The sequence below is a fragment of the Streptomyces sp. NPDC001927 genome (assembly GCF_053594455.1).
Window position 1 is genome coordinate 876,250 of sequence record NZ_JBSFEN010000001.1, and the last position, 15,710, is coordinate 891,959.

The 15,710-nt window shown below is 72.8% G+C and carries 10 protein-coding genes; all 10 read right to left on the reverse strand.

Going from position 1 to position 15,710, the window contains the following annotated elements; all coding sequences use genetic code 11:
* Window position 1: 1 nt before the first annotated feature.
* From ACWCO8_RS03680 to ACWCO8_RS03725, 10 genes are read right to left on the reverse strand one after another with little or no spacing between them, the layout of a single operon-like run.
* Window positions 2–1,150, reverse strand: a complete 1,149-nt coding sequence (locus tag ACWCO8_RS03680; RefSeq protein ID WP_451030732.1) for a threonine aldolase family protein — start codon at window positions 1,148–1,150, stop codon at window positions 2–4.
* The gene (locus tag ACWCO8_RS03685; protein ID WP_451030733.1) at window positions 1,143–2,195 is read right to left on the reverse strand and encodes a 2-oxoacid:ferredoxin oxidoreductase subunit beta; all 1,053 of its coding nucleotides are present in this window, start codon (window positions 2,193–2,195) and stop codon (window positions 1,143–1,145) included. The genes ACWCO8_RS03680 and ACWCO8_RS03685 overlap by 8 nt, the downstream gene beginning before the upstream one ends.
* Window positions 2,188–4,095 (reverse strand): 2-oxoacid:acceptor oxidoreductase subunit alpha, encoded by a 1,908-nt coding sequence (locus tag ACWCO8_RS03690; RefSeq protein WP_451030734.1) that lies wholly within the window; start codon window positions 4,093–4,095, stop codon window positions 2,188–2,190. The genes ACWCO8_RS03685 and ACWCO8_RS03690 overlap by 8 nt, the downstream gene beginning before the upstream one ends.
* Before the next feature lie 9 nt (window positions 4,096–4,104).
* Window positions 4,105–4,860, reverse strand: a complete 756-nt coding sequence (locus ACWCO8_RS03695) for a 4'-phosphopantetheinyl transferase family protein (protein ID WP_451030735.1) — start codon at window positions 4,858–4,860, stop codon at window positions 4,105–4,107.
* Window positions 4,853–7,585, reverse strand: coding sequence for an amino acid adenylation domain-containing protein (locus ACWCO8_RS03700; protein WP_451030736.1), 2,733 nt, complete (start codon window positions 7,583–7,585; stop codon window positions 4,853–4,855). Before ACWCO8_RS03700 ends, ACWCO8_RS03695 begins: the two co-directional genes overlap by 8 nt.
* A gap of 56 nt (window positions 7,586–7,641) precedes the next feature.
* Window positions 7,642–8,466 carry an SDR family oxidoreductase gene (locus tag ACWCO8_RS03705; protein ID WP_451030737.1) on the reverse strand — a complete coding sequence of 275 codons (825 nt, stop codon included), beginning with the start codon at window positions 8,464–8,466 and terminating at the stop codon, window positions 7,642–7,644.
* Window positions 8,457–9,203, reverse strand: a complete 747-nt coding sequence (locus ACWCO8_RS03710; RefSeq protein WP_451030738.1) for a thioesterase II family protein — start codon at window positions 9,201–9,203, stop codon at window positions 8,457–8,459. The genes ACWCO8_RS03705 and ACWCO8_RS03710 overlap by 10 nt, the downstream gene beginning before the upstream one ends.
* Before the next feature lies 1 nt (window position 9,204).
* Entirely contained in the window at window positions 9,205–10,500 is a 1,296-nt protein-coding gene (locus ACWCO8_RS03715; protein ID WP_451030739.1) for a cytochrome P450 family protein, read from the reverse strand.
* Window positions 10,497–11,936: an MFS transporter gene (locus tag ACWCO8_RS03720; RefSeq protein ID WP_451030740.1), complete on the reverse strand. Its 1,440-nt coding sequence runs from the start codon at window positions 11,934–11,936 to the stop codon at window positions 10,497–10,499. The genes ACWCO8_RS03715 and ACWCO8_RS03720 overlap by 4 nt, the downstream gene beginning before the upstream one ends.
* On the reverse strand, window positions 11,933–15,709 hold the full coding sequence (locus ACWCO8_RS03725) for a type I polyketide synthase (RefSeq protein ID WP_451030741.1): 3,777 nt from the start codon (window positions 15,707–15,709) through the stop codon (window positions 11,933–11,935). Before ACWCO8_RS03725 ends, ACWCO8_RS03720 begins: the two co-directional genes overlap by 4 nt.
* Window position 15,710 lies beyond the last annotated feature (1 nt).

Genomic DNA, 15,710 nt, shown 5'->3' on the forward strand with positions numbered 1-15,710 from the left:
TTCAGTCGCGGACGCAGTGGTGCCGTGACGACCGGTCACGGGGGTGCGGGACGGCCGGCTTCGGGGATTCCGTCGCCGATTCGGCGGTGTGGCGACGGATCGCGGACAGCAGGCCGTCGACATCGTCGGCGGAGTGCGCGAACGAGGTCACGAACCGGACGACGCCCGGCTCCCAACGGTCGTGGTAGAAGGCGTGGCCGTCGGCGAGCAGCCCCTTGACGACCTGGGGCGCGAGAGTGCAGAAGACCATGTTCATCTGCGGCTCCGCGCCGGGCAGTTCGACGCCCGGTACGCCGCTCAGGCCGTCCCTCAGACGTGCGGCGAGAGCGTTCGCTCGGTCCGCGTTGCGCAGCCAGAGGCCGTCGGTGAGGTACGCGTCGAGCTGCGCGGCATGGAACCGCGCCTTGGCGGCGAGCTGCCCCGCGCGCTTCACCCGGGCAGCCAGTTCGGCGGAGAGGGACGGGTCGAAGGAGATGATCGCGTCCGCGGTCATCGTGCCGTTCTTGGTCGTACCGAACGACAGCACGTCGATGCCGGCCTTCCAGCTCATCTCCGCCGGGCTGACGCCCAGCCGGCTCACCGCGTTGGCGAAGCGCGCGCCGTCCATGTGCACGCCAAGACCGGAGGCCTTGGCGATCAGGCAGAGGGTACGGATCTCCTCGACGGTGTAGACGCCACCGGTCTCCGTCCCCTGGCTGAGCGTGAGGGCCGACGGCTGGACGCTGTGCCGGTCGCCCGCACGCCTCCGTATCTCGCGCAGCAGCGCCTCGGGGTCGACCTTGCTGTCGGCGCCGGGGACGGTGACGACCTTGGAACCGCCCGTGAAGAACTCGGCGGCACCGCACTCGTCGTTGTGCACATGGCTCCCGGAGTGGCACAGGACGCTCCCCCAGGGACGGGCGAGGGCCGACAGGGCGAGGCCGTTGGCGGCGGTCCCCGAGGAGACCGGGAAGACGTCGAGGTCCCGCTCGAAGACGTCCCTGAGGCGGCGTCGTACGGAGTCCGTGTACGGGTCGGAGCCGTACGGCATGGAGTGCCCGGCCAGCGCCTCGGCGACCGCCTGCGCCACCTCGGGGGACGCGCCGGCGGTGTTGTCGCTCAGGAAGTTCCGGGCGACGGAGCCCCCGTTGGCCGCGCTGGGCTCACTCATCGCGCGTCCAGGTGTCGTTGCCGGCGAGGAGTTGTCCGAGGTCGCCCTTGCCGTGCTGTTCGATGGCGTTGTCGAGTTGGTCGGCCATGAGGGTGTCGTAGACGGGGCGTCGGGTGGAGCGGAAGACGCCGATGGGGGTCTGGTGGAGGGTGTCGGGGTCGGCGAGGCGGGAGAGCGCGAACGCGGTGGTGGGTGAGGCCGCGTGGGCGTCGTGGACCAGGAGCTGCGACTGCGTCTCCTCGGTGACCTCGACGACCTTGAGGTCACCGGTGACCGTGTCGCGGACGACTCCCTTGCGTCCCTCCGCGCCGAAACGGATCTGCTCCCCGTGTTCGAGGCGGATGACCGCCTCTTCCGCCTGCTGCTTGTCCTTGAGGACTTCGAAGGCGCCGTCGTTGAAGATATTGCAGTTCTGGTAGATCTCCACGAGGGCGGTGCCGGGGTGGTCGGCGGCCTGGCGCAGGACCTCGGTGAGGTGCTTGCGGTCGGAGTCGACGGTCCGTGCCACGAACGAGGCTTCCGCGCCGAGGGCGAGGGAGACCGGGTTGAACGGTGCGTCCAGCGAACCCATCGGGGTGGACTTGGTGATCTTGCCGAGTTCGCTGGTGGGGCTGTACTGGCCCTTGGTGAGGCCGTAGATCCTGTTGTTGAAGAGGAGGATCTTGAGGTTGACGTTGCGGCGCAGGGCGTGGATGAGGTGGTTGCCGCCGATGGAGAGGGCGTCGCCGTCGCCGGTGACGACCCAGACGGACAGGTCACGTCGGCTGGTGGCGAGGCCGGTGGCGATGGCGGGGGCGCGGCCGTGGATGGAGTGCATCCCGTAGGTGTTCATGTAGTACGGGAAGCGCGAGGAGCAGCCGATCCCGGAGACGAAGACGATGTTCTCCTTCGCCAGCCCCAGCTCCGGCATGAACCCCTGTACCGCGGCCAGGACGGCGTAGTCGCCGCAGCCGGGGCACCAGCGCACTTCCTGGTCGGACTTGAAGTCCTTCATCGACTGCGCCGCTTCGGCCTTCGGGACGAGGGACAGCAGGGTGCTAGCCATGGATGGCCTCCTTGAGAACCGTCGCGAGCTGTTCCGCCTTGAAGGGCATGCCGTTGACCTGGGTGTGGGAGTGGGCGTCGACCAGGTACTTCGCCCTGATCATCAGGGCGAGCTGACCGAGGTTCATCTCCGGTACGACCGCCTTCTCGTACCGCTTCAGCAGTTCCCCGAGGTTCTTCGGGAAGGGGTTGAGGTGCCGCAGATGGGCCTGCGCGATCGGCACGCCGGCGGTCCGCAGGCGACGGACGGCCGCGGTGATGGGCCCGTAGGTGGAACCCCAGCCCAGAACCAGAGTCTTCGCCCCGTCCGGGTCGTCTACGGCGAGGTCCGGGACTTCGATGCCGTCGATCTTCGCCTGGCGGGTGCGGACCATGAATTCATGGTTGGCGGGGTCGTAGGAGATGTTGCCGGTGCCGTCCTGTTTCTCGATGCCGCCGATGCGGTGTTCGAGGCCGGGGGTGCCGGGGATCGCCCAGGGGCGGGCGAGGGTCTGTGGGTCGCGCTTGTACGGCCAGAAGACCTCGGTGCCGTCGGCGAGTTCGTGGTTGGGGCCGGTGGCGAACTGGGTCCGCAGGTCGGGGAGTTCCTCGACGTCGGGGATCCGCCAGGGCTCGGAGCCGTTGGCGAGGTAGCCGTCGGAGAGCAGGAAGACCGGGGTGCGGTAGGTGAGCGCGATCCGCGCGGCCTCGATCGCCGCGTCGAAACAGTCCGCCGGCGTCTTCGGCGCCACCACCGGCACCGGGGCTTCGCCGTTACGGCCGTACATCGCCTGCAGCAGGTCCGCCTGCTCGGTCTTGGTCGGAAGCCCGGTCGAGGGCCCGCCGCGCTGGATGTCCACGATCAGCAGCGGCAACTCGAGCGACACCGCGAGCCCGATCGTCTCCGACTTCAACGCCACACCAGGCCCGGACGTCGTCGTCACCGCCAGCGAGCCGCCGAACGCCGCACCGAGCGCCGCGCCGATGCCGGCGATCTCGTCCTCGGCCTGGAACGTACGCACGCCGAAGTTCTTGTGCCGGCTCAGCTCGTGCAGGATGTCCGACGCCGGAGTGATCGGGTACGAGCCCAGATAGAGCGGCAGATCGGCCTGCTGTCCCGCCGCCACGAGCCCGTACGACAGGGCGAGGTTGCCGTTGATGTTCCGGTACGTCCCCGTCGGGAACGCCTTCGTGGCCGGAGCGACTTCGTACGAGGCCGCGAAGCTCTCCGTGGTCTCGCCGAAGTTCCAACCCGCCCGGAAGGCAGCGATGTTGGCCTCGGCGATCTGCGGCTTCTTCGCGAACTTCTCCCGCAGGAAGGTCTCCGTGCCCTCCGTCGGCCGGTGGTACTTCCAGGAGAGCAGCCCGAGGGCGAACATGTTCTTCGAGCGCTCGGCCTCCTTCCTGGACAGCCCGAAGTCCTTCAGCGCCTCGATCGTCAGCGTCGTGAGGGGCACCGGGTGGACCCGGTAGGCGTCCAGCGAGCCGTCCTCCAGCGGGGAGGTCTCGTAGCCGACCTTCGCCATCGCGCGCTTGGCGAACTCGTCCGTGTTCACGATGATCTCGCTGCCACGCGGCACGTCGTCGATGTTGGCCTTCAACGCGGCCGGATTCATCGCGACCAGCACGTTCGGGGCATCGCCCGGGGTCAGGATGTCGTGATCGGCGAAGTGCAACTGGAACGAGGAGACACCCGGCAGCGTGCCGGCAGGGGCCCTGATCTCGGCCGGGAAGTTCGGCAGCGTGGACAGGTCGTTGCCGAACGACGCCGTCTCCGAGGTGAACCTGTCACCCGTCAGCTGCATACCGTCACCGGAGTCACCGGCGAACCGAATGATCACCCGATCGAGCTTGTGCACCTCTTTGCGGGTCGGTGCCCGCTCGCTCAGCAGACCGGTGTCCGCCGGGTCGAGAAGCGTCATGGGATGTCCTTAGGGGAGGAGAGGAAGAGCCGTGGCGAGGGCGATGGCCGCCGCGTACGACGGCAGGGGCGTCGGCACGTCGTGGACGGCGAAGTCGGCCAGTTCGGCGGGGAGTTCGGACACGCCCACGTACGGCTCGGCTACGCCGTACGCGAGGCCGACCCCCGTCGCCTTCAGGTACGCCTCCTTGCGCGTCCACACCCGGGCAAGGGTCCCCGGGCGTGCCGCGTCCGGCAGGGCACGGAGGGCACTCTGCTCGCGCGGGTGCAGGGAGGGCAGGAGTTCGTCGGTGATGGCCGGGCGCGGGACGCCCTCGACGTCGGCGCCCACCCGGACCCCCGAGACGGCGATCAGGGCGAGGCCGTCGCTGTGCGAGAGCGAGAAGTGCGGGCCGCCGCCGGCCAGGGCGGGCCGCCCGTGCGGCGCGCCGCAGCACGGGCAGTCCTCGCGGACCAGGCCCAGGGCCTCGGGGGCGAGCCCCGTGTAACCGCCGAGGACGAGGCGCAGCCCGATGTGGGCGGCCCGGTAGCGGTGCCGGTCGCCGGGGCGGCGCAGGCGGGCCGACTTGTCCTGTTCCTCGGGGCTCAGGGGCGTCTCCTCGGCCGCCACCGGGTGGCCGCCGACGATCTCCCGGTCCGTGTCCAGCCACCACAGGGCCACCTCGCCGCCCCTCGGCGGCCGGCCCGGCTCCGGGAGGGCGTGCTCCGGAATGTGGAGGGTGGGGAAGACGGCACGGAGATGGGGTACGCCGAGCGTGTCAGCCATCGAGGCCGCCGACCCGACCTGCCCCGCCCGTACCGCCCGCCCCGCCCGCCCCGGCGAGTTCGCGGATCGTGGGCGTGCGGAACAGGTCCCGGAGCGGTACGGCGGGCAGTCCGCGGCCGCGCAGCGCGGCGCTGATCCGTACCGCGAGCAGGGAGTTGCCGCCGAGCTCGAAGAAGTCGTCGTCCAGGCCGACCGGTGTACCGAGCATCGCCGACCACACCTCCTGGAGCACCGCCGCCTTGCTCGCGCCCTCGTTCGTCGCCGCTGCCGCGGCCGGCGGCGTCGCCGTCCGCGCCGGTTCCGGGAGCCGTGCCGCGTCCAGCTTGCCGTTGGTGGTCAGCGGCAGGGAGTCGAGCGGGGTGACGGTCGCCGGGAGCATGTACGCGGGCAGGACGGTCGCGGCCCGCTTCCGTACGCCCGCGGCGTCGAGGTCCGCCGGGACGACGTACGCGTCGAGGCGGGCGGTCGCCGGGTCGGACGGGTCGTCGCGGCGGACCACCACGGCCGCCGCGCGGACGTCGGGGTCCTCCAGGAGGACGGATCGGATCTCGTCCAGCTCGATGCGGAAGCCCCGGATCTTCACCTGGCTGTCGATGCGCCCCAGGTGTTCGAGGGTCCCGTCGGGGCGCAGCCGGCCGAGGTCGCCGCTGTGGTACTGGCGACCCTCCGTGTACGGGTCGGCGGTGAAGCGGGCGGCCGTGAGCTCGGGCTGCCCCAGGTAGCCGACGGCCACGCCCGCGCCGCCGACGCGGATCTCGCCCGTCACGCCGGGCGGGACGAGCCGGCCGCGCGCGTCGGTCACGTACAGGTGCCAGCCGGGCAGTGCCGGGCCGACGGACTTCGAGCCCGCGAGGGCCAGTTCGCGGGTCAGCGTCTGCGCGGTGACGTGCACGGTGGTCTCGGTGATGCCGAACATGTTGACCATGCGGCACTCGTCCTCGGGGTGCCGGTCGAACCAGCGCAGCAGCATCCGGGCGTCCAGCGGCTCGCCGCCGAAGACCACGAGCCGTACGGCGAGCGGGGCGTGGTCGGTCTCCAGGAGCTGGGAGAAGGCGGACGGCGTCTGGCTGAGGACGGTGACGCCCTCGCGGCGCAGCAGGTCGCGGAACTCCTCGGGCTCGCGGGAGACGACGTACGGGACGACCACGAGCCGTCCGCCGGTCAGCAGGCAGCCCCAGATCTCCCAGACGGAGAAGTCGAACGCGCCGGAGTGGAAGAACGTCCACACGTCGTCCGGGCCGAGGCCGTACGCCTCGCGGGTCGCGTCGATGAGCGCGCCGACGTTGCGGTGCGGGACGACGACGCCCTTGGGGCGGCCGGTGGAGCCGGAGGTGTAGATGACGTACGCGGGCTCGTCCGGGCCGCCCGCCCCCGGCAGTTCGACCGACTCGTCCGGCGCGCTCGCCAGGAGGTCGTCGGGCGTGACGGGCGTACCCGCGTCGGCCGGGTACTCCGCGTGCCGGGTGATCACAAGGTCCAGGCCCGCGTCCTGCGCGGTGTGGGCGAGGCGGTCGGCCGGGTAGGCCGGGTCGGTGGGGACGTACGCCGCGCCCGCCTTGAGGACGCCGAGCATGGCCGCGACGATCTCGTTGGTGCGCTCCAGGCAGATGCCGACCCGGTCGCCGGGCGCGACCCCGCGCGCCACGAGACCACGGGCCAACCGGTCGGCCAGGGAGTCGAGTTCGCGGTACGTGAGGGTCGTCGTGCCGTCGCCGACCGCCGGGGCGTCCGGGCGGGCATCCGCCACCCGAGCGAAGGCGTCCGTGAGCCGCTCCGGCGCGCCGGTCAGGACGGCGTCCGGGCGGCCGAGCGCGGCGACGCGCTCGCGCTCGGCGGCGTCCAGGAGTTCGGCCTCGTCCGCCCGGAGGGCCGGGGTCTCGCTGAACTGGCGCAGGACGTGGGCGAGATGGCGCAGGAAGGCGTCGACGATCTCGGGAGAGAAGTGACTGCGGCGGTACGCGGCCCAGAGCCGGCCGCCGCCCTCTGCCTCACCCGGGAGCACCGTGACCGTGAGCGGGAACGGCGGCGCGAGGCAGGGCAGGTACTCCCCCGCGAACGGCAACGGGCCCTCCCCCGCAGCCGGTTCGAGCAGACCCACGGTCGCCGGGCGGTCCGTCGGCGACGGTACGGCGGCGAGCAGCGAGGCGAGCGTGGCGTCCGCCGGGATCGCGTGGGCGAGGGCTCCGCGCCGGTCGGTGGCGAGGGTGACGTCGCCGGTGGCGCCGTGGCCGTCGTAGCGGTGCAGGGTGAGGGCGAGGGCGGCGCGCAGCGCGGAGGGGTCGGCTCCGGCGGGCAGGTCCAGGGAGCGGGTCTCCCAGGCGGTGGCACCGCTCGTACCGCCGCCCCAGTCGGGCGCGGGGCCGCCGACGACGGGGGTGGCGGCGGCCTCGGAACCGGCCGCCGTGACACCCTCGAACGCTGTCCCGTCGACCAGGCCTGCGGCCAGGCGAGTGAGGCCGTTCCGGTCGAGCACCGAGCGGTCGGCGACGAGGATCAGGTCCTCGACTCCGTCCTCGTGGCGCAGCAGCACACACCGGACGGCCGGGGTCGGCCGGTTCAGCTCAGTCCGTCGGCGGCGCAGGGCCGCCGGCTCGTCGGAACCGGCGGCGACGTCCTCCACCCACAGCCGCCAGGGGCCCGCCGCGCCCAGGCGGGCGGTCAGCTCGGCGGCGGTCACCCGACTGCTCAGCCGGACCCGTAGGGCGTGGCAACGCTCACCCACCATGGGGGTGTCCTCCCTCTCAACTCTCACAACGGTCACAACTGCTGGTCCCGCGCGGGTCAGCGCGCGGTGAACCCGCCGTCCACGGTCATCACGGAGCCGGTCACCTGGCGGGCGTCGTCCGAGACGAGGTAGACGACGGCGGCGGCCACGTCCTCGGGCTCGATCAGGGCGTTCATCGGCTGCGCCTCGGTGAACGTCTGCTCGTGCTCGCCCACCTCCACCTCCAGGGCGCGGGCGATCTCGGCGAGCATCCGGCCCTCGGCGGTCGAGTCGTCGCGCACCGAACCGGGGCAGACGGCGTTGACCCGGACCTTGGTGGGCGCGTAGTCGAGCGCGGCGGCCTTCGTCAGTCCGATGAGGCCGTGCTTGGCGGCGACGTAGCCGGCGAAGTGCCGGTAGCCGACCAGGCCGGCCGTCGAGGAGATGTTGACGATGGAGCCGGAGCGGCGGGCGCTCATCGCCCCGGCGACCGTACGGATCACCCGCCAGGCGCCGGACAGGTCGACGTCGATCATCAGCGCCCACTCGTCCTCGCCGATCTCGTGCGCGGGACGGCCCGAAGGGGCCGCGATCCCCGCGTTGTTGACGGCGGCGTCGATCCGGCCGAAGCGGTCCTCGGCGAGGGCCACGGCGGCCTCCACGGAGGCCAGGTCGCGGACGTCGCAGGCGGCGGTGAGCACGGCAGCGCCGTTCTTGCGGCAGAGGGTGGCGGTGTGTTCCAGCTGGCCACGGGTGCCCAGCGGGTACGGCACGCCGTCGAGGTCCTCGCAGAGGTCGAGCAGCACGAGGTCGGCGCCCTCGGCGGCGCAGGCGACGGCGGTGGCCCGGCCGAGGCCCCGGGCGGCGCCGGTGACGAGGACGGTCTTGCCGGTCAGACGCACAGTTCCGCCCCCTCGGCCGAGGTCGCCAGCTCCTCGGCGACGATCCGGAGCAGTTCGGGCGCCGACTCGGTGAGGTACATGTGGCCGCCGTCCAGTTCGACGTGGCGGTGCCCGGCGTCCGTGGTCCGGTCCCACGCCTCGGCCTCGGAGCGGCGGACAAGGGTGTCGGCCGTACCGCGCAGAGTGGTGACCGGGACCGACAGGCTCCGGTCGTCGGACGGTACGTACGACTCGTGCATCTCCACGTCGGCGCGGAGCGTGGGCAGGACCAGCTCGCGCAGCTCGGGGTCGTCCAGGGCCTCGTCCGCGTAGCCGGCGAACTCGTTGACGCGCGCCAGGAACGCGTCGTCGTCGAGGCCCGTGGCGCGGGCGGCGCGCGGCTCGGCCGGGTGCGGGGAGCCGCTGGCGAAGAGCCGTACGAGGTGGACGTCCGGCGTGGCCGCGAGCCGGCGGGCCAGCTCGTACGCGAGGACCGCGCCGAGGCTGTGGCCGAAGAGGGCGACGCGGCGCGGGCGGGCCTCATCGGCCGCGAGGGCTGTCAGGAGGTCGGCGTGGAGGGCGTCGGCGGCGGCGTGCGCGTCGCGGAACGGCTCCTCGTCGATGAGGCGTTCACGGCCGGGGAGCTGGAGCGGCAGGACGTCGAGGCCGAGGGGCTCGGCGTGGCGCTGCCAGGGGCGGTAGAAGGAGGCTCCGGCGCCGGCGAAGGGCAGGCAGACGAGGGTGGTGCGGTCGGACATGTCAGTGCTCCCCGGTCTGGTCGGCGGCGGTGGACGCGGGCTCGGGCGCGTCGGCCGGCAGGCGGACGTCGTAGGTGACCGGCAGCTTCACCAGGCCGCGGCTGGTGGAGTTGTCGAAGAGCCACTCCAGTTCCTCGGCGGGCACGGCCAGGCGCAGTCCGGGCAGGCGGCGCAGGAGGGTCGTGAAGGCTATCTGGCCCTCGACCCGGGAGAGCGGCGCGCCGACGCAGAAGTGCGGGCCCTGGCCGAAGGCGAGGTGGCGGTTGGCGGTGCGGGTGATGTCGAGCCGGTCCGGGTCCTCGAAGGCCTCGGGGTCGCGGTTGGCGGAGCCCATGAGGAGGTGGACGAAGGCCTCCTTGGGGATCGGGCAGCCGCCGATCTCCATGTCCTCGGCGGCGACCCGCAGGGTGCCGCGGTAGACGGGGGACTCGAAGCGCAGGAACTCCTCGACCGCCGAGCCGGCCAGGTCGGGCCGGGAGCGGAGCAGGGCGAGCTGGTCGGGGTGGGTGAGCAGGGCCTGAACGCCGTTGCCGATGAGGTTGGCGGTGGTCTTGTGACCGGCGATGATCAGCAGGACGAGGGTGGAGACCAACTCGTCGTTGGTGAAGCGGCCCTCCTCGTCGGCGGCCCGCAGCAGGATGCTGACCAGGTCGTCGCCGAGGTCGGCGCGCCGGTCGGCGAGCAGGTCGAGCAGGTAGCGCTCGATGTTCTCGCTGGCGTCCTTGAGCTTCTCGTTGGACTCGGCGTCCGGGTACGGGGCGCCGCTGAGCCAGTTGCCCCAGCTGTGCAGCTGCGGCCGGTCGGCGACCGGGACGCCGAGGAACTCGCAGATGACGCGCATCGGCAGGGAGAAGGCGAACTCCATCAGGTTCACTTCGCCGTGCTCGGGCAGGTCGTCGATGAGCTCGTCGGTGATCTCCTGGATGCGCGGGCGGAGCAGCTCCATCCGGCGCGGTACGAAGGCCCGGCTGACGAGCTTGCGCAGCCGGGTGTGCTCCGGCGGGTCGGCGGTGAGCATGTTGCGGATCAGTACGGGACTGGCGTCCTTGACGAGGTCCCGGAACCAGGCGGGGGCGTTGTCGATCTGCTTCGACAGGCGCGGGTCACTGAACGCCTTGAGCGTGGTCTCGTAGTCGGCGACGACGTAACCCTCGCCACCCACCGGGTAGTTGATCGCGTGGACCGGGCAACCACTGGCGCGGAGCTTGGCGTTGGGGGTGTGGAGGTCGTTGCCCTCGGGGGCGGTGAAGAACTCGGGGGGCAGCTGGTCCGTGGTGCGGGGCAGCTCGGTGGTCATCGGGTTTCTCCTTCCTTGTCGGAGCGCTTGCTCTCGGAACTCTCGGAACTCTCGGAAGTGGGGGCGTCGGCGGGCGGTGCCGTGTCGGCGAGCGCCGTGTCCGCGTACGCCTCCGGGGGCGCGAGGTTGCGGATGCGCGGGCTGAGGGTGGGCAGGGCGGCCAGGCCGGAGACGACGGCCATGATGGTGAACACCCAGACCGGTCCCGCCGCCTCGAAGACGGTGCCGATGGCGAAGACGCCGATCGGGGCCGCGATCATCGACATGAACATCACCGCGCCGAGGACCCGGCCCTGCGCCTTGTCGGGCACCATCGCCGCGAGGTAGGCGAGGAAGAGGGCGCTGGTGATGGGGCCGCGCAGGAAGACGCAGGCGACGATGATGCCGAGCGGGATGAGCCCGGAGACGTTGGCGAGCAGGATCGCGGCCACGGGCCCGATCCAGGCGGCGGCCAGGAAGAGCTTCGCCGGGGCGACCTTCTTGATGACGGGTCCCGCGACGAGCGAGCCGACCAGTCCGCCGATGCCGGCGATGGAGAGCAGCATGCCGGTGAAGCTCGCGGAGGCGCCCCGGCTCTCGGCGGTGGCGATCAGGGCGAGGAAGACGCCGGAGTGGGTGAACGCCATGTTCGAGCCCATGATCCAGACGATCAGCAGGCGCAGGACCGGCTGGTTGGCCAGGATCTTGAAGCCCTCGGCGGTGTTGCGCTTCTCCCCCGGGGTGATCTGCTCGACCTTCATCGGCTTGCGGATGAAGAGCAGCAGGACGGTGGAGACGAGGAAGCCGATCGAGGCGCTCAGGAACGGGAACGCGCGCGCCACACCGAACAGCGCGCCGCCGACGGGCGGGCCGCCCATGGTCGCCGCGAAGTAGCGGATCTGGTTCTGGGCGGTGGCCTGGGTGAGCTGGGAGGGCGGGACCAGCTGCTTGATGGCGGCGAGTCCGGTGGGGTTGGAGATGCCCAGGCAGGCGGCCGAGCCGACGGCGACGGCGAAGACCAGGACGGGGTGGGTCTGGTCGGCGAAGATCAGCAGGCTGAAGACGCCGAGCAGGACGACCCGGACCAGGTTGCAGATGATCATCAGCAGCCGGCGGTCCACCCGGTCGGCGAGCGTGCCGCCGGGGATCGACATCAGGCTGGCGGTGATGAGCTGCGCCGAGCCGACGGCGCCCGCGTAGAAGGCGGAGCCGGAGGAGGCCAGGATGAGCAGCGGGTACGCCACCTCCGCGGTCTCCTTGGCGAGCGCGGCGAAGGCCTCGCTGGTCCAGAGCGCCTGGAAGTCGCGGTTCTTGAGGAGCGGCTTCTCGGCGGGCTGCTGCTTGCCCTCGGTCTCCCCCTTGGTCTCCTTGCTCGTCTGCTCTCGCAGCTCCTGTTCGTCCGGCGACGCCGTCGCCTCGTCCGCCGCACTGCCGGGCGGTGTCTGCGAGACCGTCATGAGTCCTTCCTCTCCTTGGGTTCCTCTGTGAGTACTTCGTCGAGGCGGGCGGCGAGTTCGTCGACGTACGGGGCCCGCAGCATCGACCAGTGGTCGCCGGCGACCGGGACCACGCGCAGCCCCGCCGGGTAGAGCCCCGCCAGGCGCCGCGCGAGCCGGGCGGCCGCTCCCGGGTCCGCGTCCGCCTTGAACAGGACGGCCGGGCAGTCCACCGGGCCCGGTCGGTGGGCCAGTACGGCGGCCTGGCCGGCCAGGAACCGGCGGCGCGCCTCGGGGTCGCGGCGGAACGTTCCGGCGGTCGGGCCGACGCGGAGCAGGGTGTCGAGGCCGGCCCGTACCCCTCCGAGCAGGAAGTCGGGGGCCGCGGCGACGGGGAGCGGACGGGTGTCGGGGACGTAACCGTCGAGGGAGACCAGGACGTCCACCTCCCGCCCGTGGCCGATGAGCAGCCGGGCGGTCTCCTGCGCGACGACGGCGCCGAAGGACCAGCCGCCGAGCGTGTACGCCCCCGTCGGCTGGGCCCGCAGCAGGGTGCGGGCGTGCGCGGCGGCGAGGGAGCGGATCGTGCCGCCCCGGGACGCGGGCCGCTCCAGGGCGAGGACCGGGCGGTCGCCCTCCGGGGCGAGCCGTGCGGCCAACTCCCGGTAGGGCAGCGCGTTTCCGAGGGCGTCCGCGATGAGGAAGACCGGGCGTCCGGCGCCTTCCCGCAGGGTGGCCACGCCGGGGGGCAGCGCGGTGACGGGGCCGGTCCGGCTGCCGGGCAGCCGCCGCTCGACGAGTTCGACGAGCCCGGCGAAGGTGCCCTTCAGGGCGAACTCGGTGACGGAGACCTCCGCGCCGAGCCGTTCCCGGACGGCGGTGGTGAGCGCGAGGGCGAGCAGCGACTCGCCGCCGAGCACGAAGAAGTCGTCCCCGTCCCCGACGGCCGGGACGCCGAGGGTCTGCCGCCAGATCTCTTCGAGGGCGGTTCGCGGGCCTCCGGCGGCCGCGGCGGCCTTCGCGAACGGGGCCTTCGCGACCGCACCCGCAGTCGCGCTGCCCTGGTCAGGTCCCGTCTCCGGGGCCGGGTCCGGGTCCTCGCCCAGGAGCGGGTGCGCGGGCAGCGAGCAGCGGACGGGGCGGTCCTCGGGGTCGGCGTACCGGGTCTCCAGGACCGTGTCGAGCGCCCGGTCCACGCCGAGCTCCCAGAGCGCGCCGATCGCGTCGAGCAGCCCGGTCTCCGTCTCGACCCGGCCGCCCGGGGCGAGCCGTACCGTCCGGTGGCGCGGGTTCCAGCCGGGCGCGACCCGCAGCGAGCCGCTCATCGAGCCGCCGGGTCCCAGCTCCAGGTACGTCGTGCAGCCGGCGGCCAGCAGCGTGGCGCTGCCGGCGTCGAGCCGGACCGGCTCGCGCAGGTGCTCGGCCCAGTGGCCGGGGGTGACCACGGCCTCGGGATCGGCCCAGTCGCCCGTGGTGTTGGAGATGTACGGCAGCCGTGGCGGGCGGGCGGGCATCGACGACAGATGGTCCCGCACCGCCTCGGCTGCCGAGTTCATGGCCGGCGAGTGGAAGGCCCGCCGGGTGTGGACGGGGGTGACGCGCAGGCCGGTGAGCGCGTCCCCCGCGAGAAGGGAGTCCATGGCGGCCTCGGGGCCCGAGAGGACCGCCGAACCGTTTCCGCGTACGGCGACGGTGACGCCGGAGTCGACGGGCAGCCGGGCCTCGACGTCGGCGGGGGCCGCCTCGACCACGGCCATGCGGCCGGGGTCGGCGTCGCGCATGGCCACGGCCCGCCGGTGGACCAGGCCGACGGCGTCGGGCAGGCTCCACACCTCGGCGAGCGCGGCGGCGGCGTACTCGCCGATGCTGTTCCCGAGCATGGCGTGCGGGGTGACACCCCACGCGCCCAGCTGACGCCCGAAGGCGAAGCCCAGGGCGAAGAGCCCGAGTTGCTGGTGGACGGTGTCCGCGTACCAGTCGTCGCCGACCGACCCGTCATCGAGCGACCGGTCGTCGAGCGAGCCCGGGACGATCACCGGGTTCAGGTCAACGCCGCAGTCGTCGTAGGCGATCTTGCGGATCTCGTCGAAGGCCGCGCGGAACTCCGGCAGCAGTCGGTACGCGGCCTCGCCCGCGGCGCTCTTGAGGGTGCCCTGGCCCGGGAAGAGGAAGGCGACCTTGCCCAACCGGCCTGCGGTGCCGGGCCGTTCCGCCGCCGCACCGGCCGCCGCGCGCAGCGCCTCCGCCGCGTGGGCGTGGTCGCGGACGACCACGGCCTGGCGGTGCTTGTGGACGCGGCGTCCGGACAAGGTCCATGCCACCGCGTCGAGTTCGGGCACCGAGGACGCGTCCGTGTCGAAACGGTCCGCCAGCGCCTCGTCCAAGCGGGCCAGCGAGGCCGGGCTGAACCCGGACAGCGGAAGCAGACGCGGTCCGCCGACGCGCCCCCCGGCGCGCCGGCGCGACAGCGCGACCGTCGGCGCCTCGGTCAGCACCGCGTGCGCGTTGGTGCCGCCGACGCCGAACGAGCTCACCGCTCCGGCCCGCCGCTCCTGGCCCGCGCGCAACTCCCACGGGCCGAACGCGTCGGTCACACGGAACGGCGAACGCTCCAGTTCGAGCAGCGGATTGGCGGACGTGTAGTGCGCGGTCGGGTAGATCTCGTGGTGCTCCAGCATCAGGGCCGTCTTGATCAGGCCCGTCACACCCGCCGCCGCGCCGGTGTGCCCGATGTTGCCCTTGACGGCACCGAGCGCGCACCAGCCGGTCTCCGCCTCCAGGCCCTCGCCCCGGCCCGCGCTCAGGCCCTCGCCCGCCGGGCCGAAGACCTCGGTGAGCGCCTGCACCTCGATGGGGTCGCCCAGTTGGGTCGCCGTCCCGTGTGCCTCGACGTGTCCGATCGCGGTGGCGGGAAGCCCGGCCGCGTCGAGAGCGGCGCGGATGACCTCGCTCTGGCCGCCGGCCGAGGGCGCGGTGTACGCCATCTTGTCCGCGCCGTCGTTGTTGACGGCGGTGCCCGCGATGACGGCGGCGATCCGGTCGCCGTCGCGCAGGGCGTCGGCGAGCCGCTTGAGCACGACCACGCCCACGCCCTCGCTGGGCACGGTCCCGGCGGACCGGGCGTCGAAGGGGCGGCAGTGTCCGTCCGGCGCCAGGATCCCGCCGGGCTCGAACAGGTAACCCCACTCGCCGGCCGGCATCACGGTGACGCCGCCCGCGAGGGCCGCGTCGCACTCGCCGCCGCGCAGCGCGCCCACCGCGAGGTGGACGGCGGTCAGCGAGGTGGAGCAGGCGGTCTGCACGGTGATCGCGGGCCCGCGCAGGCCGAGCTTGTACGCGACCCGAGTGGCGACGAAGTCCTTCTCCCGGCCGATGTACCGGGCCAGTTCGCTCAAGGCCGCGTCGTTCCGGCCGGGGCCCGAGCGGTCGGCGCCCGCGTAGACGCCGACGCGGCCGCGGAACCGTACGGGATCGAGACCCGCGTCGTCGACGGCGGTGGCCGCGCACTCCAGGAAGACCCGCTGCTGCGGGTCCATCGCGGCCGCCTCCGCCCGGCTGTACCGGAAGAAGGACCAGTCGAAGCGGCGGGAGTCCTCGATGACGCCCATGGCCGGTACGAAGTTCTCCCGGCCCGCGTAGGCGGGGTCCACACCGCGGGTGAGCAGCTCCTCACGGGTGGGGCGGCTGATGCCGTCCCGGCCCGCGCGGAGCAGGGCGCGGAAGGCGCGGACATCGCGCGCGCCGGGCAGCCGGCAGGCCATGCCGACGACGGCGACGGCGTCTTCGAGGGACATG